This window comes from Cupriavidus sp. 96C5-1, from assembly GCF_057798855.1.
On record NZ_JBYOJU010000044.1, the window covers coordinates 66,733 to 88,715 of the forward strand.

The window sequence follows — 21,983 nt, forward strand, 5'->3', positions numbered from 1 at the left end:
CCCCCGAGCCAGTCAACGGGTTCAGCATTTACAGCACTTACAGCATTTAGTTGATATTCAGGAATCACTTTCCCGTCATACGGTGGTTACTATATACCCGTGCCGCAACCTTTGTCTGGCACCTGGCAATCGCCAGCAACACTTTGAGGGTTATTTCGGTGGGCAACATGACTTCAGGCGACTCTGTACTAGTAACGGGCGCATCCGGTTTTCTCGGTTCGGCGGTGGTGCGGCAGGCGCTGGCACGCGGGTTCCGGGTGCGCGCGATGGTACGCGCCGGCAGTCCGCGCCGCAACCTGGAGGGCCTGCCCGTGGAGATCGCCGAGGGCGATATGCGCGATGCGCGCGCCATGGCAAACGCGCTGCAAGGCGCGCGCTACCTCTTCCACGTGGCGGCGGACTACCGGCTGTGGGCGCCGGATCCCGAGGAAATCGTGCGCACCAACGTGGCCGGGACACAGACGGTGATGGACGCAGCCCAGGCGTGCGGCGTGGAGCGCATTGTGTATACCAGCAGCGTCGCCACCCTGCGGGTGGCGGGCGCCACGGCGCCGGTGACGGAAGAGGCCGCCATGGGCGACCATGAAGCCATCGGCGCCTACAAGCGCAGCAAGGTACTGGCCGAGCGCGTGGTCGAGCGCATGGTGGCCCGCGACGGGTTGCCTGCCGTGATCGTCAACCCCTCCACGCCGATCGGCCCGCGCGATGTGCGGCCCACGCCGACCGGCCGCATCATCGTCGAGGCCGCTACCGGCAAGATTCCCGCCTTCGTCGATACCGGCCTGAACCTGGTGCATGTGGACGACGTGGCGGCCGGGCACATGCTCGCGCTGGAGCGCGGCGCGACCGGCGAGCGCTACATCCTGGGCGGGCAGGACGTCACGCTGCAGCAGATGCTGGCCGATATCGCCGCCATGACCGGCCGGCGCCCGCCTGGCATCCGCCTGCCGCGCTGGCCGCTGTACCCGCTCGCCTTCGTGGCGGAGGCCGTGGCGCGCGTCACCGGCAAGGAGCCCTTCCTGACGGCCGACGGCCTGTCGATGTCGAAATACCGGATGTTCTTCAGTTCGGAGAAGGCCCGCCAGGCGCTCGGCTACCAGCCGCGTCCGTACCAGCAGGGCCTGAGCGAGGCGCTCGACTGGTTTCGTGGCGCCGGCTACCTGGGTTGACGGGCGGCCGCCGCATGACGGGAGGTCAGCCGCGCTGCGGCGCCTGCGCGCGGCCCTTCCATTGCCCGCCTTTGCGCAGCCAGTAGCGGCGCGCGGAGTCCACGGTGGCGCCGAGGTAGAACAGGGCCGTCAGCGGCAGCAACGGTGCCAGCCAGAGCGGCTGGCGGTACTCGCGCAGCATGGGCATGTAGGCCAGCGCCATGGCCAGCCAGGCCGCCCATGCCGGCCATAGCCGCAGCCCGCCGGCGAGCGCCAGCAGGGGCGGCGCCAGGTAGGTCAGTACCATGCCGGCCACCGCGCCGGCCAGCAGTAGCGGCGAATAGCGCAGCTGGGTATAGGCGCTGCGGGCAATCATGTCCCACAGGCTGCGCCAGTCATCGTAGGGACGCATGGAGATGCTGTCGTCGGCCAGATCCAGGCGGATCGAGCCCCCTTGCTTGATGCAGGCCGCCAGGCTGCAGTCGTCGATCAGCTCGCCGCGGATCGCGGCAAATCCGCCGATGCGGGCCAGCGCCGTGCGCCGCGCCAGCATGCAGCCGCCGGCGGCCGCGGCCACGCCGCTGCGCGGGTCGTTGACGCGCGCGAACGGGTAGAGCTTGGCAAAGAAGAACACAAAAGCCGGCACGATCATGCGTTCCCACCAGGAGGCGCAGCGCAGCCGCACCATCAGCGAGACCAGGTCCCGCCGCTCGTATTCCGCGCGCGCCACCTGCTGCGCCAGCACGCCGCTGCCGTGCTGGATGTCGGCATCCGTCAGCCACACCCAGGCGGCGTCCGGCGCCAACTGGCCAGCCGCTTCCAGTCCTTCCGACTGGGCCCAGACCTTGCCGCTCCAGCCGGGCGGCAGTTCACGCGCGGCAATCACGGCCAGCGAGTCCGCCTTGCCCAGGGCAGCCGCGGCGCCGCGTGCGATTTCGGCGGTGCCGTCAGTGCTATGGTCGTCGACCACCACCAGGCGCAGCGGCGCGGGATAGTCCTGGCCCAGCACGCTGGTCACCGCGCCGCCGATCACGTCCGCTTCGTTGCGGGCAGGAATGATGGCGACCACCTCCGGCCATTGCGCCGGAGCGGGGGCGGGGCCGGGCTTGCGCACGCGCCAGAAGCCGGCGCGGCCGGCCAGCAGCACGCACCAGATGGCGAGCGGGATCAGGGACAACAGGAACATCTCGAAAAACTCCAGGGCAGGGTAGGTCAGGTTAGGAAACGGGGGAGGTCAGCGCAGCAGGCGCCGGGCAAACCGGGCCAGCCTCGGCACGGTTTCGGGACGCAGCAGGCGCGGGTCGTAGCCGGCCATGCGGCGCTCGTTCTCGGCCAGGCACAGGTCGATCATGCCGCGCGCGGAGAGGGTGCTGCCGAGTGCTTCCGAGCCGGTCATGGCGAAGTTGGCATCTTGCGCGGCGCCATCGGCATCGATGCCGCGGGCAATGCCGATGCGCTCCCAGACCAGGAAGAGCCACACCCGCATCACCTTGAGCGCATACAGCGGGCGCCGCCACCAGGGGAGGTTGCGGCGATACCAGGCGGCCCAGTTGACGAAGAACAGGATGTGCCGGCCTTCCTCCTGGATGACCGGCTCGAAGGTTTCCACCAGTTCGGCGGGAAAGAAGCCTGAGCGCCTGGCCGCGGCGAACAGGCCAAAGGCAAAGAAACTATCGATGCACTCGCTGTAGCCGGTGACCAGCCAGCCCCATTCCAGGTCATCGGGCGGACGGTATTCGGGTTCGGGTGCCAGGGCGATGCCATAGGCCTCCACCAGTTTCGACAGGACCACCTTGTGCCGCGCCTCTTCGCCGCCATCCATCTCCAGCGCGCTGCGCAGCAGCGGATCGGCCACGGTATCGGCAAAGGACTGCACGCGCACGGAGGCGCGCCCTTCGGTCTGCACCGCGATGTCCCAGATCGGCAGGGAGGTCACCCGTTGCCGGGCTTCGGGGTCGAGCCTGGGCCAGTCGATGACGGCCGGCTTGTAGGGGTTGTGGGTTTGCAGCAGCATATTGCAGAACATGCGCAAGTGCTGCGGCGAGCCGATGCGGACCGGCCCGGGTTCGGGGTCGGTCCAGTTGCGCATGGCATGGTCGGCCTGGTCGACGGCGGCTTGCGCGATGGCTGCGGCCACGGCGGTTGCCCTGGCTTCGGCGCTCGGCTGGCCAGTCCGGCCGGGTGCGGCGAGTGCGTCTGACATCCTGCCCCCTGACGGTTGGTGGTCCGGGGGTAATTCTAGCGTGACCGGCACCCCCGCGCGTGCCGGACAAGCGTCACGGCACGCGCGGGCGGGGGGCAGGACGGGGTCAGTAATTGTTTCTGAAGTGAGGGTTGATGACAGTAATAAATGCTGGATAAGATCGATCAAGTGAAAGCTGCTGCTGCATGGCGAGCGCCAGGCCTGGTTTCGCCGCCGAACTTCGCCGTGAGCGCGGGGCTTCAGCTTTCAATCAAGCCGTGGCATTGCCGCGATGCGGGCGGGGAACTGCCGCCCTCGGAACCAAGTCCGGCCCGCCATGCGCCGGGCGGCATGCCAAAGCGCTGGGTGAAGCTGCGGGTAAAGGTGGTCTGGTCGGGAAAGCCCAGCGCCAACGAGATCTCCGCCAGCGCCTGCTTCCGGTCCGCCAGCAGGCGCGTGGCCTGGTCCAGCCGCAGGCGCATCTGGTAGCGATGCGGCGTGTCGCCGAAGGCATCGCAGAACAGGGTGTGGAAGCGCCTCGTGCTCCAGCCGAAATGGGCCGCGAGCTGGCTGGCGCGCAGTGGCGCGTCCAGGTGCTGGCGCAGGTAGGCATCGACCTGTGCCAGCGGGAAGCGGGCCGGTTCGCCACGGCGGTCCAGGCCCAGCGCCTGCGCCAGGCCGGAGGCGAGCATGGAAGCCAGCTGCCAGTGATGCTGGCGGGACCCGCCCTGGCGCATCCCTTGCGGTAGCGCGGCTAGTTGCCGTACATGGGTGTCCCATGCATCGTCGACGCCAAATGCCCTTGCGCGGCCCATCAGCGCGGCCGGCAGCGCCAGCGAGCCGGGCGGAATGTCCACCACCAGTTGCCGGTTGTTTTCCAGGCCAAGGAAGTCGTGGCGCTCGCCGGCTGGCACGATCAACCCGCCACGGGGCTCCAGCCGGTGCAGGTGGCCGCCGATCTCCAGTTCGCTGGCGCCGTCCAGGCCGAACAGGACCTGGTGATAGTCGTGGCGATGCCAGTCCGTCTGCGATGGATAGACGCGCGTCTCCACCAGCGGCCCTGGCGCTGCCGGCAATGCCTGTTCAGCGGGCGCTGGCATGGCGGGTTCGACCGTCGGCAGCGTGGTGCGCATGGCCCTGGCCGGTCTGGCACAGCCAGACCCCTAGGCCGGCCACCACCAGTCCCAGCAACTGGAGCGGGCCCAGCCGGTCGCCAAACAGCAGCCAAGCCTGCAGCGCGGCCAGCGGCGGCGCCAGGAACATCAGCGAGGCGGCGGTGGCGGCCTGGCCGCGCCGGACAATGCGCAACAGCAGGTATGAGCCGGCGCCCGACAGCACCAGCGCGGCCCACGCCAGCGACGCCCAGAGCGTCACGCCTGGCTGCCAGCGCGTCTCGCCCAGCAGCCAGGCCAGGCTGCCCGCCACCAGCGCGCCGCCGACGTTCTGCCATGCCGAGCTGGCGCGCAGGTCGGTGGCGGCAATCTTGGTCTTCTGCAGGATCGTGCCCATGGTGATGGAGAGAATCGACAGCACCGCCACCAGTACCACCCACGGCGAAACCGGGCTGGGCGCGCTGGCCAGGGTGGCGGGGGCGACCACCAGTATTACGCCCAGCGAGCCAAGGAACAAGCCTCCCCAGCCCTGGCGGGAAGGGAATTCCCCAAGCAGCGGGATCGCCAGCAGCGCAGTCAGCAGCGGCTGCAATGCACCGAGCAAGGCCATGGCCGAAGGCGCCATGCCGTGCGCGATGGCCCAGTAGCCGCCGCCCAGGTAGCTGCCGTGCATCAGCGCACCGGCCAGCAGGTGCCGCGGCACCTCGCGCAGCGCCGGCCAGCGCGCACCGCCGGCAACGGCCGCGGCGGCAAACAGCAAGGCGGCCAGCGCGAAGCGGGCCAGCAGGAACAGGCTGGGCTGCGCTACCGGCACGATAGCCCGGCCGACGATGAAGCCGGTCGACCAGATCAGGACGAAGACGAGGCTCGCAATCCACGCGAAGCTGGCGGGCGGGCGGGGGCGGGAGGATGGCATGGCGTTCGGCGCACCGGCGGCGCGCGGGGAGAAGCAAGGGCGTTAGCCTAGCGGGCCGGCATGGCGGTGTCTTGGCGAATCCGGCAACCGGGGGCGCCGTTGCCGCCGCGCGGTTGGCACGAGCGAGCCGGATCGCCACTTTCACGGGCCGGTTCCGGGCGCCGTTCGGCCCTTGCCACGACTTCGGTTTATAGTGGCCATTCCGCCGTCGGTTGTCGACGCCATGCCGCGCAAGCCAGCCGCCGGATTGCCAATCATCGGGACGCCCCGCCATCCCTCATCCCACCATCTCCCTTCATCCATGTCCGAATTCCTTCCCTTGCTGGACCGCGTGCTTCTGACCAACGACGACGGCATCGACGCCCCCGGCCTGGCCGTGCTGGAGGCGGTGGCGGCAACGATCGCGCGGGAAGTCTGGGTAGTCGCGCCGGAGCATGACCAGAGCGGCACCTCCCACTCCCTCAGCCTGCACGCGCCGTTGCGCTTCAGCCAGCAGGGCGAGCGCCGCTTCGGCGTGAGCGGCACACCGGGCGACTGCGTGGTCATGGCCGCGCGGCACCTGATGGCCGACGCGCCGCCCAGCCTGGTCCTGTCCGGCATCAACCGCGGTGCCAACCTCGGTCTCGAAACCGTGTTCTCCGGCACCGTCGGCGCCGCCATGACCGGCGTGCTGCTGGGTATTCCGGCCATTGCGCTGAGCCAGGCTTTCACCGATCGCAGCGCGGTGCGCTGGGAAACGGCGCGCGCGCTGGCCCCAGGCGCGATCCGGCGCCTGGTCGCCGCCGGCTGGAACCGGCAAGCCTGCCTGAACGTCAACTTCCCCGACGTAGCGCCCGAAGCGGCCGGCCCGCTGACCGTGACGCGGCAGGGTGTCGGCCTGGTGAAGGACCTGGCCGTGCGGGCCCATGTCGATCCGCGCGGCATTCCCTATCACTGGCTGCAGTTCTCGCGCGGCCAGCAGCCCGACAGCGACGACAGCGAGGCGGTGGTGGTCGGCCGGGGCGGTATCTCGGTGACGCCGTTGCGCTTCGAACGTACCGATGAAGAGGCGGCAGGGGAGTTGGCGGCGCGCCTGTCGTAAGCGGAGCACCTCGCAGAGGCGCAGGAGCGCCATAGCCCCGGTTGCAACCGGCGGCGGCTGCCCGGCCAGTCAAGGGGCGCCGGCATTCGCCCTGGATGCGGTGGCCGGCAGGGCATTGCGGCCACAGACCGATCCGGGACCGACGAGGCGCATGCGCCGGTCAGCCCGCCGTGGCGAGCAGGCCGCTCGTTTTACCCGCACCGCTACGCTGCCGCACGCCCCATCTCCCGGAGGAAGCGGAAATGCGAGCGGATCGCGCTGGTCAGCGATCGGTTGGCGTGATACGGGATGCCGTACTCCTGGCAAGTCCGCCGCACGATCGCCGCCAGTTGTGGATAGTGGATGTGGGAGATCTTGTGGAAAAGGTGGTGTTCAACCTGCTGGTTCAGGCCGCCGGTATAGAACTGCACAAGCCGGTTGCCAACCGCGAAATTCGCGGTGGTGCGCAACTGGTGTTCAGCCCAGTCGTAGGGCATCCTGCCGTTTTCGTCGCCGGCGGGAAACTCTGCCTCCATCACCGTGTGCGCCAGCTGGAAGACCAGCGACAGGGTGAATCCCAGCAGCAGGTGAATGCCGACAAAACACACCAGCACCTGCCAGGCGGGATGGAATAGCATGGGGATCACCAGCGCGTAGCCAAAGTAGGCCGCCTTGGTCATCACGAAGTACGGCAATTCCCACCAGGCGCGTTTTTGCAGCGCCGTGTCGGAAATCCGATTGGTCAGCAGCTTGTGGAAATCGCCGAATCCCGCGAGAAACAGCGTCAGGAGACTGTAGAGCAGCGGGGCATAGAGATGCTGCGCGCGATGCCAGGGGCGCCAGGCTTGCCGGGGCGAAAGCCGCATCAGTCCGCCGAGTTCAAGGTCGTCATCCTTGCCCGCGACATTGGTATAGGTGTGGTGCAGCATATTGTGCTTTTGTTGCCAGAGGGTCTGGCTGCTGCCGAGCAGGTCCATCGAGGCGCCGGCAAGCCGATTCAGCCAGGGACGCCGTGAAAAGCTGCCGTGCGCGCCGTCGTGCATGACGTTGAAGGCGATCAGCACCATGCCCTGCGTCAGCATCAAGGCGAACAGCACCGCGCCCAAGAGCGATTCGGCATAGAACACCAGTCCGGCATAACCGCCGGCGAATAGCAGGTAGGCCAGCGCGGCCTTCAGATAGAGCCGGCGGTTGCCTGTCTTGCGAAGGCCGTTGCGCTCGAAATACGCATTGACGCGAGCTTGAAGTTCAATGAAGAACGGGGTGCGCGGCGGGAACGCCAGGCGGCCGTCTTGGTTGGGCATAAATCTTCCGATGGAGTGTGTGCAAGGCGCGCAGAGGCTGCCGGTGCGGGAGCGGTATCGCGCCTGTGCTATGGGATTGGGCGTGTCGGATCCACTACGGGTGTGTCAGCCGCGACCGGGGCGGATACGGCGTCGAATACCGTGCAGTTGTTCCGGCGGGTGCGATGCTATTTGCACCCGCGGCGACGGGGAAGCCACGATAGCTGGAAATCGAGAAAGCGGAGAAGTCCGGATTTTGCACTAAACGCAATGAATATAGGATTGAGAAAAATCTGATTTTTCACTTTGTGGGCAATGTAAAACGGCGTCTGCGTAGTATCTCGACTTCAAATCTACCAGAATGATCGCAATATTTCAGATCTTTCCGAAATCATCTGCAACTGCCGCATGGTGTCACGCAGTATAGGCGCCATCATCGTACTTGCCTTGCGCGCTATCGTCTTCGCGCAGGCGAGATGCCGCTTTTGCCAGAAGGCTGCCTTCGGAGAAGACGGCTACCTCGTCGAACTTGGCAAGCGCTTCTGCCAGGCCTGTGAGCTGGACGGCGTGCAGTATGCCATTTTCCTTCAGATCGTCGATCTCGGTGCCGAGGTGCTTGCCGAGCTTCCGTACCAGGTCAGGATCGAGCTGGCCCTGCGAGGTGGCGTGGGCGAGGTGATACAGCAAGGCCGTCAAGCCCTCCACTGTCGTGGCGGTAGGCAAAGCGCTTCTCTCCTTGCGAGTTGCTCGCATCTTTTTCTCCGACAAAATTCAATGATTTCCGCAGGCCGGGCGTATCGAGGATCCGGAACGCCGCCCTGCGATCCTGGCAATTCAGAGGTGCCTTGTAGAATTCTGGCCCTGTCAAGCGCGGACATGCTTTCCAATATGGATATGACTTGGCGCCTTGCTCTTTTTGTCAGTGCGAGTATGCCCTGAATCCGTGCCATTTCGCCATTTCGCCATTTCGTTATTTCGCTATTCTGCAATTCCGCTTGGGGGCGGCGCGCCGCCCCCGAAGCCGATCCGGTCCACGGCTCGCTGACCGGAGATCGTGCCATTGGCGCCGGAATTCCGTCGATCCGGCGCACGGCACGGCGCCAGGCCTATCCACAGTGATAAGCTCACAGCTTCACGAGCCCGATTCCTCACCACCCGTGCAGCCGAGCCCAACCCAGCTATGGCGTACCGTCGCCGACCAGCGCGCCTATGACGATGCAAAGCGGCGCGTTCGGGCATTGCGCGGTTTCTATCGGCACGCCATCCTCTACGTGGCGATCAATGCGATCCTGCTTGTCATCAACCTGGCGACGGCACCCCATCGCCATTGGTTCGCCGGTCCGTTGATAGCCTGGGGCTTTGGCCTGACGGTGCATGGCCTGATGGTCTGGACCCGGATCGGTCTGCTCGGCCGGCAATGGGAGGAGCGCAAGATCGCCGAGTTGCTGGCGCGCGACCGGGTTCGTGTACTGTCGACCGAGAAACAACTGGTCGAGGCGCAGATGCGCTTGCTGCAAGCCCAGATCGAACCGCATTTCCTGTTCAATACGCTGGCAAACGTGGTGAGCCTGATCGAGTCCTCGCCGAACCGCGCAACGCTGATGCTGGAGCATTTCATCGCCTATCTGCGGGCATCGCTGACGGCGAGCCGTTCGGCTCAGGGCACCGTGGCCCAAGAGGCCGCGCTGCTCAACGATTACCTCGAGGTGATCAAGATCCGCATGGGCGACCGGTTGCATTACACGATCGACATCGATCCCGCACTGGCCAACGCGCCCCTCGCGCCGATGCTGTTGCAGCCCGTGGTCGAGAATGCCATCAAGCATGGCCTGGAGCCCAAGATCGAGGGGGGCCGGCTGACGGTGCGGTTGCAGCGCAACAGTGCGCGGATGCTGGCCTGCGTCGAGGACAACGGCCTGGGCTTCAAGCCCTCCGATGGCTCGGGCGTCGGGCTTTCCAACCTGCGCGAACGGCTCGCCGTCCTGTATGACGGCGATGCGCAGGTGCGGATCGAAGAGCGCTCCCCTGGTACGGCCGTGCTGATCGACCTGCCGCTTTTCCGTGCTTCCACGCTTCCACACGACCTGAACGGAGATGCGCCATGACCCCGACCGCGGTGATCGCCGACGACGAAGAGCATCTGCGCGCGCACCTGCGCGCCAAACTGGCGCGCCTGTGGCCGGAAATGCAGGTACTGGCCGAGGCATCCAACGGCTTGCAGGCGGCGCAGGCCATTGCCCGGCTGTCGCCCAGCGTGGCTTTCCTTGACATCAAGATGCCTGGCCTGTCCGGGCTGGAGGTGGCGCAGGGGCTGGAAACCGACACCAGAGTGGTGTTCGTCACGGCTTACGATCAGTATGCGCTGGAGGCATTCGAGCGGGAGGCGGTCGACTACCTGGTCAAACCGGTGACCGACGAGCGTCTCGGCCGCTCTGTCGAGCGTTTGCGCAAAGCCTTCGACGAGGCCGCGCCCGCGCCCGAACTGGCCCGGCTCCTGAGCCAGCTGACGCGCAGGCTCGGCGGCGCCAAGGCGAGCGAGCCGCTGCGCTGGGTGCGGGCGAGCCGGGGGGATACGACCAGCCATGTGCCGGTTCAGGATGTGCTGTACTTCCAGAGCGACGACAAGTACACCGTCGTCAATACCCGCGATGGCGAGCACCTGATCCGCACGCCGCTGGCCGAACTGGCGGACAATCTCGACGCCGAGTGGTTCTGGCAGATCCATCGGTCGACCATCGTCAACATGAACCACGTGGCGGGCACGCGGCGGGACGGCACCGGCCGCCTGTTTGTCCTGCTCCACGGCAGCGCGGACGAATTGCCGGTGTCCCGGGCCTACATGTACCGGTTCAGGCAGATGTAAGGCGCGGGTATTTTGGGCCGCTGCTTCAGTCTCGTCCCATGAACTCGCGGATCTTGCGCTCTTCCCACTCCCGTCCCCGCCCGCTGAGCCGGAACCGGACCGAGAGGCCGTGCAGGCTCAGCGCCAGCCCCCAGGCCAGCGTCGTTGCCAGGGGCCAGGGCCAGCCGTCCAGGTGATGGCGGGACCAGTTCTGCGTCGGCAGAAAGAAGTATCGCAGCCACAGGAAGGCGTTGACGCAGAGATAGACCGCCAGGTGGATGTACCACCCGCGCAAGGCCTTGACCAGGCGGTACGCGCGCCAATAGGCCTGCGCTTCGGGGCCGGCCTGATCGTCGGAGGGAAGTCTGTTCGGATCGTTTCTCATCGTTTGCCACGTGACGAAAGGGAAGGGGATAGCCGAACTGTGCGCGCCGGATCGGCGCCAGGCCATGGCGACGCGCCGGATCGACCGGAAAGCGTCGCCAGTGGCCGGAAGGCGTTCGCCAACATCCGCGGGCTGGCGGCGCCGACAGCGATATCCTCCACCACGGGGGAGGCGGCGGCCTAGCCCGAACAGTCTTCGCCGCGTCGAACGGCATCGAGCAAACGCTCTTCCTCGTCGGTGTCCGCGTCGATCTGGGTGACCAGGGTCCAGAGCCCGTCATCCGCGCCGATGACGGCGAATGCGTTGCTTTGTTCCAGGCGGACCATCACACGGCGCAGGCTCTGCAGGAAACCTTCCTCGAAGGCGTCGAGCGCGTCGAAGTCGTCGCCGAAGTCCTCCACCTGCTGTGCATAGGCGGTTTCCACCGCGGCGTAGCCTGCTCTCCAGAGCGAGGCAATCTCGGGCACGTCGCTCTCCACGACTTCGTAGTCCCATTCCGGCGGATACAGTTTCCCTTCGCGCCGGTCCGCCTGTGTCGCCAGGCTGAGCATGATGGATCCGTCGGCCGCGCCCACATTGAAGGCGAAGCAGTGAAATTTCTCGTCGCCCAGAGACGACTGCGCTATCGATGCCAGCGACTGGCGCGTCAGGTCGAAGACGGTCTGCTCGACCTGGAGGTTTTGTTCGAAATCGTTCCAGTACATCATGCGTTCCCCGTTGTTGTAGCCGTGTGCTTTGCGTCGATCCGCCATGGCCCGTTGCCTGGCGGCGCGCTTTGCTGCCGCGAGAATCGCCGGGAAACCATCAGCCGGCAGATCCCGTGCTGCGCCGAAGCACCAACCCCACCGTATATCGAGTCGGTGTTATAGCGCAAAGTGGATAGGTAGTGGGATCTGCCAGCGTTGGCTTGCTGGAAGGCTGTTCCAGTTTGATAATTGCGGCTTCTGGTTGCAGATCATCAAACTTAAATTGAATGTACTCCCTAGACGACCTGAAACTCTTCGTCCGCACCGCCGAGCTGGAAAACCTTTCCGCCGCCGCGCGCGAGCTGGACAGGACGGCGGCCACGGCCAGCGCCGCGCTGATCCGGCTGGAGCAGCGCCTGAGCGCGCGGCTGTTCGCCCGCACCACACGCCGCATGCGGCTGACCGAGGAGGGGCGTGTGTTCCTGGACGCCGCGCGCAAGGCCCTGGCGGCGCTGGAGGAGGGCGAAGGCGCGCTGGCGGAGCAGCGGGAGGAACTGGCAGGGCCCTTGCGGCTGTCCGCGCCGGCGGACCTGGGGCGCACCTTGTTGCGCGGCTGGCTGGACGATTTCCTGCTGGCGCATGCGCAGCTTTTGCTTGAGCTGTCCATCGGCGATACGCTCGCCGATCTTTATCGCAGCAATGTCGACCTGGCGGTGCGGGTGGGCTGGCTGGAGGATTCGGGGCTGGTGCGCAGGCAGCTTGCCCTGACGCGGCGCGTGGCGGTGGCCGCGCCGGCGTATCTGGCGCGCTGTGGCATGCCGGTTTCGCCGGAGGCGCTGGCGCAGCACCAGATGCTGTGCCTGGCGCCGGGCGGGCAGGCGCGCATGCGTTGGCCGTTTCGCTCACGGCAGGCGCGGCTGGAGGTGGAAGCGAGCGGGCGCCGCACCAGCGACGATGGCGCCGTGGTGCGCGACTGGGCCCTGGCGGGCCATGGCATCGCGTTCAAGAGCTGGTTCGATGTGGCGGCCGACGTGAGCGCCGGCCGCCTGGTGCTGCTGTTTCCCGGCTGGTACCAGGACAGCGTGCCGCTGCAGCTGGTGTTCCTGCAAAGCCGGTTTCCGTCTTACCGGCAGCGCCGCCTGATCGAATTCCTGCAGGCGCGCTTCGCGGCGTTCGACGCGGATTACCCTTTCCCAGGGTAGTCACGGCAGCGTGGATCCGGCCCGGCGCCTGCGCGTTGTGCCGGCGGCGATGCCGGCGGGACAGCGCGCAGGCCTGCCGGCTGGCTACTCGTTGACGGCCAGGTCGGTCTCGGGGACCTGGATCCGATTGTTGCCGCCGCTGCGGGCGCGCAACGCGGAATAGGTGACGCCGATCAGCAGCAGGGCGGAGAGCACCATGAACGCGCAACTGATCGGGCGGTTCACGAAGACCATCATGTCGCCGCGGGAGAGCAGCAGGGAGCGCCGGAAGTTCTCTTCCACCATCGGGCCGAGGACGAAGCCGAGCAGGATGGGAGCGACCGAGAACTCGAGCCACATGAGCAGGGCGCCGATCACGCCAAAGGCCAGTACCTCCCAGATCTGGAACAGGCTGTTCTGCGTACTGAACACGCCGACCACGATGAAGAACATGGCGGAGGGGAACAGGTAGCGGTAGGGCACCTGCAGCAGTTTGACCCACACGCCGATCAGCGGGACGTTCAGTACGATCAGCAGGAGGTTGCCGATCCAGAAGCTGGCGATCAGGCCCCAGAAGATGTCCGGGTGATCGCTGATCAGCTGCGGGCCGGGGGCGATACCCTGGATCATCAGCGCGCCGAGGATCAGTGCCATCACCGCGTCGCCCGGGATGCCCAGGCTCATGGTGGGGATGAAGTCCACCTGGGTCTTCGAGTGGGCGGAGGCTTCCGGTCCGGCGACACCCGCGATCATGCCGGTGCCGAATTTTTCCGGGGTCTTGGAGATCTTGCGCTCCAGCGCATAGGCGACGAAGGTGGTGATGGTGGGGCCGGTGCCGGGCATCGCGCCGAACAGCGTACCCACGCCGGTGCCGCGGACCATGGGCCAGAACGCGGTCTTGAGCTCAGCCCAGGTGGGCCGCATGTCGCGGATCCGCAGCTTGGTCTTGCTCGTCACGACGGTCATGCGGTTGACGTTGAGCAGGAAGTCCGCCACGCCGAACAGGCCCATGGCGATGGCCACCAGTTCGAGGCCATCGCTCAGGTCGGGGATGTCCATGGCGAGGCGGAAGGTACCGCTGTTGACGTCGGTGCCGACCACGCCGCAGATCAGGCCGAACAGGGTCATGGCCACGCCTTTCAGCGGGGATCCGCGCGACATGGTGGAGCCTGCCAGCAGGCCCAGCAGCATGATGGAGAAGATCTCCGTGGGCCCGAACTTGAAGGAGATTTCCGTCAGGAGCGGCGAGGCGAAGATCATCACGATGATGCCCACCGACGCGGCGAAGAACGAGCAGATCATGGTGATGCCCAGGGCCGTGCCACCCTTGCCGGCCCGCGTCATCGGGTAGCCGTCCAGGCAGGTGACGGCATGCGGCGGGTGCGAAGGCAGGTTGAGCAGGATCGCGCCGATGGCGCCGCCGTATTGCGAGCCATAGAAGATACCGGCCAGCATCAGGATGGCGGGTACCGGGTGCATCGCGTAGGTCAGCGGCAGCAGGATGGAGATGGCCGACAGTGCGCCCATGCCGGGCAGCACGCCGATCAGGTTCCCCATCAGCACGCCGAAGAAGGACCACATCAGATTGGAACCCTGGAAGGCAACGCCAAAGCCGAACCAGAGATCATGCAGAGCATTCGCGGTCATGATACTTAGCCTCCCCACGCAAAGAGCGGCAACTGCAATTGCAGCGCCCACCAGAACACCACCGCGGCGACCACGCACATGGCCAGCGCCAGCACGGCGGCCTGCTTGACCGTGTTGCTCCGGTCGCCGAGCGCCGAGATGAACACGATGGCGAAGGTGGCGGGTATCAGGCCGCCGTACTTGCCGAGCAGAAGGAAGGCGAGGACGCCCAGGACGATGCAGACGCACCCGCGCAGGTCGGGCATGCCGTGGCCGTGGCCATGGCCAGCCGGCTGTGCCTTTGCGGGCTGTTCGTTGCGGGCCGAGACCGCGATCATGATGCCGACGAGCGCCAGCAGCACGCCCACGGCAACCGGGAAGAATCCGGGCCCCATGTGGCTAAGCGTGCCGGTGTGGTACTGCATGCCGGCGCCTGCCGTGGCGAGGCCGATCAGCGTCATCAGCGCACCGCCGTAATAGTCTTTCTTGAAGCGCGAGGGACTGCTCATTGCCGGTCCTCCGGCGCGCCCGGCAAGCGGGGCCGCACTGCGGTTGCATCACCTGGGAGGTGGCGCGTGCTGGTGTATGGATACATGGGATGTTTCTCCGTCTCCTGTTGTTCCGCGCTTGCTTTAATGCGATTTCGATCGCGGGCGCGAGCGGATGGCGAGACTCTATAAATGGCGTCTTCCAATCGGCTTTCCGTCTCCTTCCAAACTGCTTTCGAAAGCGCGATCTTGTAAGAAATATGTCGCGTATGGATGTAATCCCTAGGTAGGAAAATCGGCCGGAATGCGCTGGAAACAGGCTTAAGTGGCGCACTGCCCACGCGGCGGCATTTACATCACGTTGTGCTATATCTCGCCGGACGCAGTACATGCAGCGGCGTATTCGAATGACCTGCATTGCAGTCATTGTTGCCCGCAGCCGCTTGCGCTCGACTTCGACCGGCATCGTCTCGATGGTGTCCCTGACCGCCCGCCGCATCTCGTGGTTGAGGCGGCGCGTGATCCAGGTTGGGCGTGGCCAAAAGCAGGGGGGAAATCCGTCAGGACAAGAGCGTCTTGTCTACCGGCACTATCGGAGAAGAACCCCCGTGCGCTTCTCGTGCCAGGCATGCATTGACAACGAGGGCGGGAAAGGGCGGGCATCCCTCCCGGCGCGACTCACGCGCCTGCTCAGCTGAGTTGCTTCACCATGTCAGCGATGATGGTGAATCGTATGACTCGCAGCATTTTCTCTTCGCCGGCAAGAACCGGGGCCAGGGCGGGATTGGCGGTCCGAAGTTTGGCATTCCCGGTCCGGATTTCTGTCAACAGGTTGTCCGCTGCAGGCAGGATGTCCTTGCACATCTGATGCAGAAAGCGTTCCGCCGTCCTCGCTGAAATGCCTAGCTTTTCCGCGCAGCTGATCAGTAGAGCCTTGTCGACGGCATGGAACGCGTCGGTGCCCAGAAGGCCCCAGGCCAAGCGGGTACCAGCCGGCCAGCCTGATTTTCCGTAAGTTCCGGTGTCATATGCCGCAATGCTCAGTAGATCATAGAAAGGCGCCAGGCTTATGCCTTCCGTGGTGACTAGAAAACTGAGATTTTTCAGGTGCGCGTCGCTGTTTCCAATCAGCAGGTTGAACACAAGCCAGCGAAACAGGTTTATCCGGGTACTCGCCGGGAAGCGAGTGCGGTCGACCAGGTCGCACAGCGTGTCTACGCTTCCTCTCGAGTACTTGAAGGCACTGGACATGCTGAGCAGCTGGCACGCATCCAGGGTGTGAACCCGCTTCCACTCACCCGTCACCTCAATTCGGTCAAACCTGTCTATCAGATAGACAGGGGAGGGTACGTAAAGCCGGCGGACTCCCGGGACCGGCAGCCGTAGCGCATCGGCCAACCTCAGGACGAAGTACTCGTTGATAACAGAGTGGGGGTAATCGTCCGTGTCCTGGTGGTTGGGTTTCAGGATGTGCGTTGACGGAGTCGGGCCGCCAGGTTCAAAAAGCGCCCCGTCGCGGAAAACGACGGCAAGTTTGTGCTGTGCACCCGCCAGCGACATGCGTTTGATGGCGCTGTGTGTTAGCGGGACGTGCGGCAAATTCTGAATTCGCGCCTCCAGCGCTTCAAGGGAAAGCTGTCGCAGCGCCGGGGTAAGGTGATTGGCTTGACCGGGGCGCAGCAGTGTTACCGACCCAGCGGACTCGGCACCGTAGTACTCCAGCAGGGCAAAGGAGTCCCCTGCGCTAACCTTGGCGTCGGCTGCCAGCAGTGTCCGTTGCCCTTCCTCGGGCAACAAATTGTCGAAGTACCACTGCACATGGCGCTTGGTGCTCCCATCCCGAATGGGTTCTGGCTGCAGGGGGAGCTCTGGACTAAGGGCGTACCGCTCCGGGCTGGCAAGCCAGGCAGGGTCGTAAATGAACTGCCAGATGTCGTCTGCCGCGTCCAGCTCGCCGACGGGGATGCCATTAATGCTTGCAACCAGGGAGCGCTTAGTCACGGCTGTCCGTCTCCCGACGCGCTTGGCGCAGCCTCATGCGCTCCCGTTCAGCGACGACAAGGTTTGACGCGGCATCGGGCAGGTCTGCGTACAAGTGAATGCCGAGGGACTGAAGGACCTGAAAGAGGTGGCTCCAGTTGAGATTCTCATCTCCGGACTCCAATTTCAGCATGAAGCTCTCGCTAACCCCACTGGCCCCTGCGGCGTCGTCCTGCCTCAAGTTTTGGGCCTTCCGAGCCGCTCTCACGAGCACGGAGAAGTCTGAGGCACTTGTTATGGGTGCTTTCATGAAAAATCCTTGTGAACGCAAGTATTTTATGTCAAAAGCAGCTTGTTCACAAGAAAACCTTGCGAACGCATGGTTTTTCGTTAGTTTCAAGGAATGTCGACCGAAAACCGTGTGAGCGCAAGGTTTTTGCGGCCGAACTGTGTACGGAAGCAGAAATCCTTGCGAGCGCATGATTTTCTCGTTCGAGACGGTTTGTCGCGGATGCCTCCTGGCGAGAGGTCTCGCCCCCCAGGCAGTCCTTCCCCTTATCCGAAAACGCGAAGTCCCTGTTTCGCATACCGACAGCCGCATGCGCCGTCACGGCAGTCAGCTTGATTTTCCCCGCAGTTCATCACCCTCGTCCGGGCGCAGCCGCCTGAACGCCGAGACCGAGATCAGCGTCATGGCGCCGACGGCAAGGAAGGCCGGCGAGAAATCCCGCGCTTGCAGATGCGCGAGATCGCCGCCGTGCAGCAGGCTGACCGCGGCGACCAGGGACGCGCCCATCACCACGCCCAGGCTCACCGACAACTGCTGCGCCATGCTCGACGTCGCTGTCGCATGGCTCATCCTCTGCCGGGGAATCTCCGTGTAGCCGAGTGTATTGAGGGCCACCATGGCCATGGAGTTGCACAGCCCGCCCAGCAGCATCACACAGAACATCAGGACATGCGGTGTTTGCGGCGTGAACAATCCATAGGCGGCATAGAACACGCTCGTCAGCAGCGCCGAGCAGATGAGAAGCGTCCGGAATCCCACGGCGCGGATGGCGCGCGCGACGACGGTGCGGGTACTCAGGGACCCAAGCGCGGTGGCCATGGTCAGGAGTCCGGACTGGAGCGGTGACAGGCCGAACCCCAGCTGCAGCATCAGCGGCAGCAGGAACGGCGATGCCCCTATGGCGATGCGCAGCGGCAAGCCGCCGAGCACGGCCGCGCGATAGGTAGGGAAGCGAAGAATGCCTAAATCAATTAGCGGCTCCGCGCGTCCGCGGCTATGCCGGGCATAGGCCCACAGCGACAGGATACCGGCACACCCCATGCCGAGGCTGGCTTCCCAGGGAAGAAGGCCTTTCCCCGTTGTCTGAAGCCCGCCGAGAACGCCCGCCAGCCCGATGGCCAGGAAAACGAAGCCTCTCACGTCAAACAGGCGTACTCCTTCGTCGGTGGCAGGCTGATCCTTTGCCACGAACCACATCGCCATCGCCACGCCCAACAGCCCGAAAGGGATGTTGATCAGGAAAATCCATCGCCAGGAAGTCATGGTGACCACGGCGCCGCCAAAGAACGGGCCCATCATCCGCCCGATCGCACTGGGCACGGTAAACCAGACCATTGCATCCACCATACGCGCCGCCGGCACGCTGCGGAGCAAGATCAGCCGTCCCACCGGCACCATCATCGCGCCGCCAATGCCTTGCAACAATCGGCAGGCCACCAGTTCGTTCAGGGACTGCGCCGCGCCGCACAGTGCGGAGCCCACCGAGAACAGTACGATTGCCCCGCAGAAGACCCGCCTGGGCCCGAAGCGCTCTGCCAGCCATCCGCTAGCGGGCAGGAACATCGCCAGGCTCAACAGGTAAGCCGTGATCGCAAGATTGAGGTCCAGCACCTGTACGTGAAGCGAGCCCGCAATGGAAGGCAGCGCAGTGGCCATGACGGACGTGTCGAGGTTCTGCAAGAAGAGTGGGCAGGCCACCACCAGCGGGACAATGCGAAAGTGCTCGGTTTGCTTGGACATTGGATTTCGTGATCGCAACGGGGTGGTGGCAGGCAAAGGGCCTGCTTTCGTGCCTTAATCGCCGATGAACGCCGGCCACACCGGCATATGGACGTTGATGCCGTACACGAAGGTACCCAGGCTGATCAGCACCAGCACCACGCCGTTGACCAGCGCGCCTCGCCAGCTGAAATCATGGCTGGCGATCGACGAGACCAGCACCAGCACGAACACTGACAGCACCATGCCGAGCGGCTTGAGCAACAGGCCGAACAGCACTACCGGACCGAGGACCCACAACAGGGTCTTCAGGTCCCAGCTGGCCAGGTGGTCCTCCTTGCCCTTGCTCGACAGCGAACCAATCAGTACCAGCGCGCCGAGGACGGCGAGCACCAGCCCAAGCAGAAACGGGAAATATCCCGGTCCCATCCTGGCGGCGCTTCCCATGGGATAGCCGTGTGCGACCCAGGAAAAGCCCAGACCGGCCAGGATGAACATCAGGCCGCAGGCAAAGTCCTTTTGGCTGCGTATGCGCAAAGTGATTCTCCGCAAAATCCATGAAATACGATGCTTTACCGCATGCAGGCTCGGGTTCACGGCCGCAAGCCTTTGCGGCGCCACGGCTTTCACGCACCCGGAGGATTCGCAGGTTTTTGATCGATATTTTTCTTCTGGTCAAGCTGCCAGAAATTTCGCGACCGGGCTGCCGAACAGCGTGGATCCGGCCCGGCGCCTGCGCGTTGTGCCGGCGGCGATGCCGGCGGGACAGCGCGCAGGCCTGCCGGCTGGCTACTCGTTGACGGCCAGGTCGGTCTCGGGGACCTGGATCCGATTGTTGCCGCCGCTGCGGGCGCGCAACGCGGAATAGGTGACGCCGATCAGCAGCAGGGCGGAGAGCACCATGAACGCGCAACTGATCGGGCGGTTCACGAAGACCATCATGTCGCCGCGGGAGAGCAGCAGGGAGCGCCGGAAGTTCTCTTCCACCATCGGGCCGAGGACGAAGCCGAGCAGGATGGGAGCGACCGAGAACTCGAGCCACATGAGCAGGGCGCCGATCACGCCAAAGGCCAGTACCTCCCAGATCTGGAACAGGCTGTTCTGCGTACTGAACACGCCGACCACGATGAAGAACATGGCGGAGGGGAACAGGTAGCGGTAGGGCACCTGCAGCAGTTTGACCCACACGCCGATCAGCGGGACGTTCAGTACGATCAGCAGGAGGTTGCCGATCCAGAAGCTGGCGATCAGGCCCCAGAAGATGTCCGGGTGATCGCTGATCAGCTGCGGGCCGGGGGCGATACCCTGGATCATCAGCGCGCCGAGGATCAGTGCCATCACCGCGTCGCCCGGGATGCCCAGGCTCATGGTGGGGATGAAGTCCACCTGGGTCTTCGAGTGGGCGGAGGCTTCCGGTCCGGCGACACCCGCGATCATGCCGGTGCCGAATTTTTCCGGGGTCTTGGAGATCTTGCGCTCCAGCGCATAGGCGACGAAGGTGGTGATGGTGGGGCCGGTGCCGGGCATCGCGCCGAACAGCGTACCCACGCCGGTGCCGCGGACCATGGGCCAGAACGCGGTCTTGAGCTCAGCCCAGGTGGGCCGCATGTCGCGGATCCGCAGCTTGGTCTTGCTCGTCACGACGGTCATGCGGTTGACGTTGAGCAGGAAGTCCGCCACGCCGAACAGGCCCATGGCGATGGCCACCAGTTCGAGGCCATCGCTCAGGTCGGGGATGTCCATGGCGAGGCGGAAGGTACCGCTGTTGACGTCGGTGCCGACCACGCCGCAGATCAGGCCGAACAGGGTCATGGCCACGCCTTTCAGCGGGGATCCGCGCGACATGGTGGAGCCTGCCAGCAGGCCCAGCAGCATGATGGAGAAGATCTCCGTGGGCCCGAACTTGAAGGAGATTTCCGTCAGGAGCGGCGAGGCGAAGATCATCACGATGATGCCCACCGACGCGGCGAAGAACGAGCAGATCATGGTGATGCCCAGGGCCGTGCCACCCTTGCCGGCCCGCGTCATCGGGTAGCCGTCCAGGCAGGTGACGGCATGCGGCGGGTGCGAAGGCAGGTTGAGCAGGATCGCGCCGATGGCGCCGCCGTATTGCGAGCCATAGAAGATACCGGCCAGCATCAGGATGGCGGGTACCGGGTGCATCGCGTAGGTCAGCGGCAGCAGGATGGAGATGGCCGACAGTGCGCCCATGCCGGGCAGCACGCCGATCAGGTTCCCCATCAGCACGCCGAAGAAGGACCACATCAGATTGGAACCCTGGAAGGCAACGCCAAAGCCGAACCAGAGATCATGCAGAGCATTCGCGGTCATGATACTTAGCCTCCCCACGCAAAGAGCGGCAACTGCAATTGCAGCGCCCACCAGAACACCACCGCGGCGACCACGCACATGGCCAGCGCCAGCACGGCGGCCTGCTTGACCGTGTTGCTCCGGTCGCCGAGCGCCGAGATGAACACGATGGCGAAGGTGGCGGGTATCAGGCCGCCGTACTTGCCGAGCAGAAGGAAGGCGAGGACGCCCAGGACGATGCAGACGCACCCGCGCAGGTCGGGCATGCCGTGGCCGTGGCCATGGCCAGCCGGCTGTGCCTTTGCGGGCTGTTCGTTGCGGGCCGAGACCGCGATCATGATGCCGACGAGCGCCAGCAGCACGCCCACGGCAACCGGGAAGAATCCGGGCCCCATGTGGCTAAGCGTGCCGGTGTGGTACTGCATGCCGGCGCCTGCCGTGGCGAGGCCGATCAGCGTCATCAGCGCACCGCCGTAATAGTCTTTCTTGAAGCGCGAGGGACTGCTCATTGCCGGTCCTCCGGCGCGCCCGGCAAGCGGGGCCGCACTGCGGTTGCATCACCTGGGAGGTGGCGCGTGCTGGTGTATGGATACATGGGATGTTTCTCCGTCTCCTGTTGTTCCGCGCTTGCTTTAATGCGATTTCGATCGCGGGCGCGAGCGGATGGCGAGACTCTATAAATGGCGTCTTCCAATCGGCTTTCCGTCTCCTTCCAAACTGCTTTCGAAAGCGCGATCTTGTAAGAAATATGTCGCGTATGGATGTAATCCCTAGGT

21 protein-coding genes are annotated in these 21,983 nt (G+C 65.1%); 5 read left to right on the forward strand and 16 right to left on the reverse strand.

From position 1 onward, the window contains the following. The first annotated feature begins 167 nt into the window (after positions 1-167). Positions 168-1,169: a hopanoid-associated sugar epimerase gene (gene hpnA, locus AC3FOF_RS34845; RefSeq protein ID WP_488729188.1), complete on the forward strand. Its 1,002-nt coding sequence runs from the start codon at positions 168-170 to the stop codon at positions 1,167-1,169. Between the two features lie 25 nt (positions 1,170-1,194). On the opposite strand, the gene AC3FOF_RS34850 is transcribed toward hpnA, so the two are convergent. The 4 genes from AC3FOF_RS34850 to AC3FOF_RS34865 form a co-directional block, all read right to left on the reverse strand. After that, entirely contained in the window at positions 1,195-2,349 is a 1,155-nt protein-coding gene (locus tag AC3FOF_RS34850) for a glycosyltransferase (protein WP_488729198.1), read from the reverse strand. Positions 2,350-2,382: 33 nt separating this feature from the next. Then, complete coding sequence (locus tag AC3FOF_RS34855; RefSeq protein WP_276268349.1) at positions 2,383-3,351, reverse strand: ferritin-like domain-containing protein; 969 nt, start codon at positions 3,349-3,351, stop codon at positions 2,383-2,385. 239 nt (positions 3,352-3,590) lie between these two features. Further along, entirely contained in the window at positions 3,591-4,430 is an 840-nt protein-coding gene (locus AC3FOF_RS34860; protein WP_488729189.1) for a helix-turn-helix transcriptional regulator, read from the reverse strand. Then, positions 4,414-5,358 carry a DMT family transporter gene (locus AC3FOF_RS34865; RefSeq protein WP_488729190.1) on the reverse strand — a complete coding sequence of 315 codons (945 nt, stop codon included), beginning with the start codon at positions 5,356-5,358 and terminating at the stop codon, positions 4,414-4,416. Before AC3FOF_RS34865 ends, AC3FOF_RS34860 begins: the two co-directional genes overlap by 17 nt. 301 nt (positions 5,359-5,659) lie before the next feature. Here AC3FOF_RS34865 and surE point away from each other — a divergent pair, with 301 nt between their 5' ends. Beyond that, complete coding sequence (gene surE / locus AC3FOF_RS34870) at positions 5,660-6,439, forward strand: 5'/3'-nucleotidase SurE (RefSeq protein ID WP_276263397.1); 780 nt, start codon at positions 5,660-5,662, stop codon at positions 6,437-6,439. Positions 6,440-6,642: 203 nt separating this feature from the next. On the opposite strand, the gene AC3FOF_RS34875 is transcribed toward surE, so the two are convergent. Continuing rightward, positions 6,643-7,722: a fatty acid desaturase family protein gene (locus AC3FOF_RS34875; RefSeq protein ID WP_017226374.1), complete on the reverse strand. Its 1,080-nt coding sequence runs from the start codon at positions 7,720-7,722 to the stop codon at positions 6,643-6,645. Positions 7,723-8,115: 393 nt separating this feature from the next. Next, complete coding sequence (locus tag AC3FOF_RS34880; RefSeq protein ID WP_063637372.1) at positions 8,116-8,454, reverse strand: hypothetical protein; 339 nt, start codon at positions 8,452-8,454, stop codon at positions 8,116-8,118. Between the two features lie 146 nt (positions 8,455-8,600). Here AC3FOF_RS34880 and AC3FOF_RS34885 point away from each other — a divergent pair, with 146 nt between their 5' ends. After that, positions 8,601-9,806, forward strand: a complete 1,206-nt coding sequence (locus AC3FOF_RS34885) for a sensor histidine kinase (RefSeq protein ID WP_488729191.1) — start codon at positions 8,601-8,603, stop codon at positions 9,804-9,806. Continuing rightward, entirely contained in the window at positions 9,803-10,564 is a 762-nt protein-coding gene (locus AC3FOF_RS34890; RefSeq protein ID WP_488729192.1) for a LytR/AlgR family response regulator transcription factor, read from the forward strand. Before AC3FOF_RS34885 ends, AC3FOF_RS34890 begins: the two co-directional genes overlap by 4 nt. Positions 10,565-10,589: 25 nt before the next feature. Here the strand turns inward: AC3FOF_RS34890 and AC3FOF_RS34895 are convergent, their stop codons facing one another. Both AC3FOF_RS34895 and AC3FOF_RS34900 read right to left on the reverse strand, forming a co-directional pair. Beyond that, positions 10,590-10,928: a 2TM domain-containing protein gene (locus AC3FOF_RS34895; RefSeq protein ID WP_488729193.1), complete on the reverse strand. Its 339-nt coding sequence runs from the start codon at positions 10,926-10,928 to the stop codon at positions 10,590-10,592. A 179-nt stretch (positions 10,929-11,107) separates the two neighbouring features. Next, positions 11,108-11,680, reverse strand: a complete 573-nt coding sequence (locus AC3FOF_RS34900) for a hypothetical protein (RefSeq protein ID WP_276263394.1) — start codon at positions 11,678-11,680, stop codon at positions 11,108-11,110. A 221-nt stretch (positions 11,681-11,901) separates the two neighbouring features. Here AC3FOF_RS34900 and AC3FOF_RS34905 point away from each other — a divergent pair, with 221 nt between their 5' ends. Then, positions 11,902-12,816 carry a LysR family transcriptional regulator gene (locus AC3FOF_RS34905; protein WP_488729194.1) on the forward strand — a complete coding sequence of 305 codons (915 nt, stop codon included), beginning with the start codon at positions 11,902-11,904 and terminating at the stop codon, positions 12,814-12,816. 84 nt (positions 12,817-12,900) lie between these two features. Here AC3FOF_RS34905 and AC3FOF_RS34910 read toward each other — a convergent pair whose 3' ends face one another. From AC3FOF_RS34910 to AC3FOF_RS34945, 8 genes are all read right to left on the reverse strand, one after another. Continuing rightward, positions 12,901-14,442 (reverse strand): tripartite tricarboxylate transporter permease, encoded by a 1,542-nt coding sequence (locus AC3FOF_RS34910; RefSeq protein WP_017225464.1) that lies wholly within the window; start codon positions 14,440-14,442, stop codon positions 12,901-12,903. Positions 14,443-14,447: 5 nt separating this feature from the next. After that, positions 14,448-14,930, reverse strand: a complete 483-nt coding sequence (locus AC3FOF_RS34915; protein ID WP_276263392.1) for a tripartite tricarboxylate transporter TctB family protein — start codon at positions 14,928-14,930, stop codon at positions 14,448-14,450. 669 nt (positions 14,931-15,599) lie between these two features. After that, positions 15,600-16,910, reverse strand: a complete 1,311-nt coding sequence (locus tag AC3FOF_RS34920) for a type II toxin-antitoxin system HipA family toxin (RefSeq protein WP_017224837.1) — start codon at positions 16,908-16,910, stop codon at positions 15,600-15,602. Between the two features lie 595 nt (positions 16,911-17,505). Beyond that, the gene (locus AC3FOF_RS34925; protein ID WP_488729195.1) at positions 17,506-18,954 is read right to left on the reverse strand and encodes an MFS transporter; all 1,449 of its coding nucleotides are present in this window, start codon (positions 18,952-18,954) and stop codon (positions 17,506-17,508) included. Between the two features lie 18 nt (positions 18,955-18,972). Then, positions 18,973-19,434: a tripartite tricarboxylate transporter TctB family protein gene (locus AC3FOF_RS34930; RefSeq protein ID WP_017224834.1), complete on the reverse strand. Its 462-nt coding sequence runs from the start codon at positions 19,432-19,434 to the stop codon at positions 18,973-18,975. A 252-nt stretch (positions 19,435-19,686) separates the two neighbouring features. Further along, positions 19,687-21,228 carry a tripartite tricarboxylate transporter permease gene (locus AC3FOF_RS34935; protein ID WP_017225464.1) on the reverse strand — a complete coding sequence of 514 codons (1,542 nt, stop codon included), beginning with the start codon at positions 21,226-21,228 and terminating at the stop codon, positions 19,687-19,689. Between the two features lie 5 nt (positions 21,229-21,233). Next, the gene (locus tag AC3FOF_RS34940; protein WP_276263392.1) at positions 21,234-21,716 is read right to left on the reverse strand and encodes a tripartite tricarboxylate transporter TctB family protein; all 483 of its coding nucleotides are present in this window, start codon (positions 21,714-21,716) and stop codon (positions 21,234-21,236) included. After that, on the reverse strand, positions 21,713-21,983 hold a 271-nt coding region (locus AC3FOF_RS34945), incomplete at its 5' end, for a hypothetical protein (RefSeq protein ID WP_488729196.1). The genes AC3FOF_RS34940 and AC3FOF_RS34945, both read right to left, overlap by 4 nt.

Coding starts and splice junctions, on each gene's coding strand:
- hpnA (WP_488729188.1), top strand. CDS start 168: ATGACTTCAGGCGACTCTGTACTAGTAACGGGCGCATCCGGTTTTCTC.
- AC3FOF_RS34855 (WP_276268349.1), bottom strand. CDS start 3,351: ATGTCAGACGCACTCGCCGCACCCGGCCGGACTGGCCAGCCGAGCGCC.
- AC3FOF_RS34860 (WP_488729189.1), bottom strand. CDS start 4,430: ATGCCAGCGCCCGCTGAACAGGCATTGCCGGCAGCGCCAGGGCCGCTG.
- AC3FOF_RS34865 (WP_488729190.1), bottom strand. CDS start 5,358: ATGCCATCCTCCCGCCCCCGCCCGCCCGCCAGCTTCGCGTGGATTGCG.
- surE (WP_276263397.1), top strand. CDS start 5,660: ATGTCCGAATTCCTTCCCTTGCTGGACCGCGTGCTTCTGACCAACGAC.
- AC3FOF_RS34875 (WP_017226374.1), bottom strand. CDS start 7,722: ATGCCCAACCAAGACGGCCGCCTGGCGTTCCCGCCGCGCACCCCGTTC.
- AC3FOF_RS34880 (WP_063637372.1), bottom strand. CDS start 8,454: ATGCGAGCAACTCGCAAGGAGAGAAGCGCTTTGCCTACCGCCACGACA.
- AC3FOF_RS34890 (WP_488729192.1), top strand. CDS start 9,803: ATGACCCCGACCGCGGTGATCGCCGACGACGAAGAGCATCTGCGCGCG.
- AC3FOF_RS34895 (WP_488729193.1), bottom strand. CDS start 10,928: ATGAGAAACGATCCGAACAGACTTCCCTCCGACGATCAGGCCGGCCCC.
- AC3FOF_RS34900 (WP_276263394.1), bottom strand. CDS start 11,680: ATGGCGGATCGACGCAAAGCACACGGCTACAACAACGGGGAACGCATG.
- AC3FOF_RS34905 (WP_488729194.1), top strand. CDS start 11,902: ATGTACTCCCTAGACGACCTGAAACTCTTCGTCCGCACCGCCGAGCTG.
- AC3FOF_RS34910 (WP_017225464.1), bottom strand. CDS start 14,442: ATGACCGCGAATGCTCTGCATGATCTCTGGTTCGGCTTTGGCGTTGCC.
- AC3FOF_RS34915 (WP_276263392.1), bottom strand. CDS start 14,930: ATGAGCAGTCCCTCGCGCTTCAAGAAAGACTATTACGGCGGTGCGCTG.
- AC3FOF_RS34935 (WP_017225464.1), bottom strand. CDS start 21,228: ATGACCGCGAATGCTCTGCATGATCTCTGGTTCGGCTTTGGCGTTGCC.
- AC3FOF_RS34940 (WP_276263392.1), bottom strand. CDS start 21,716: ATGAGCAGTCCCTCGCGCTTCAAGAAAGACTATTACGGCGGTGCGCTG.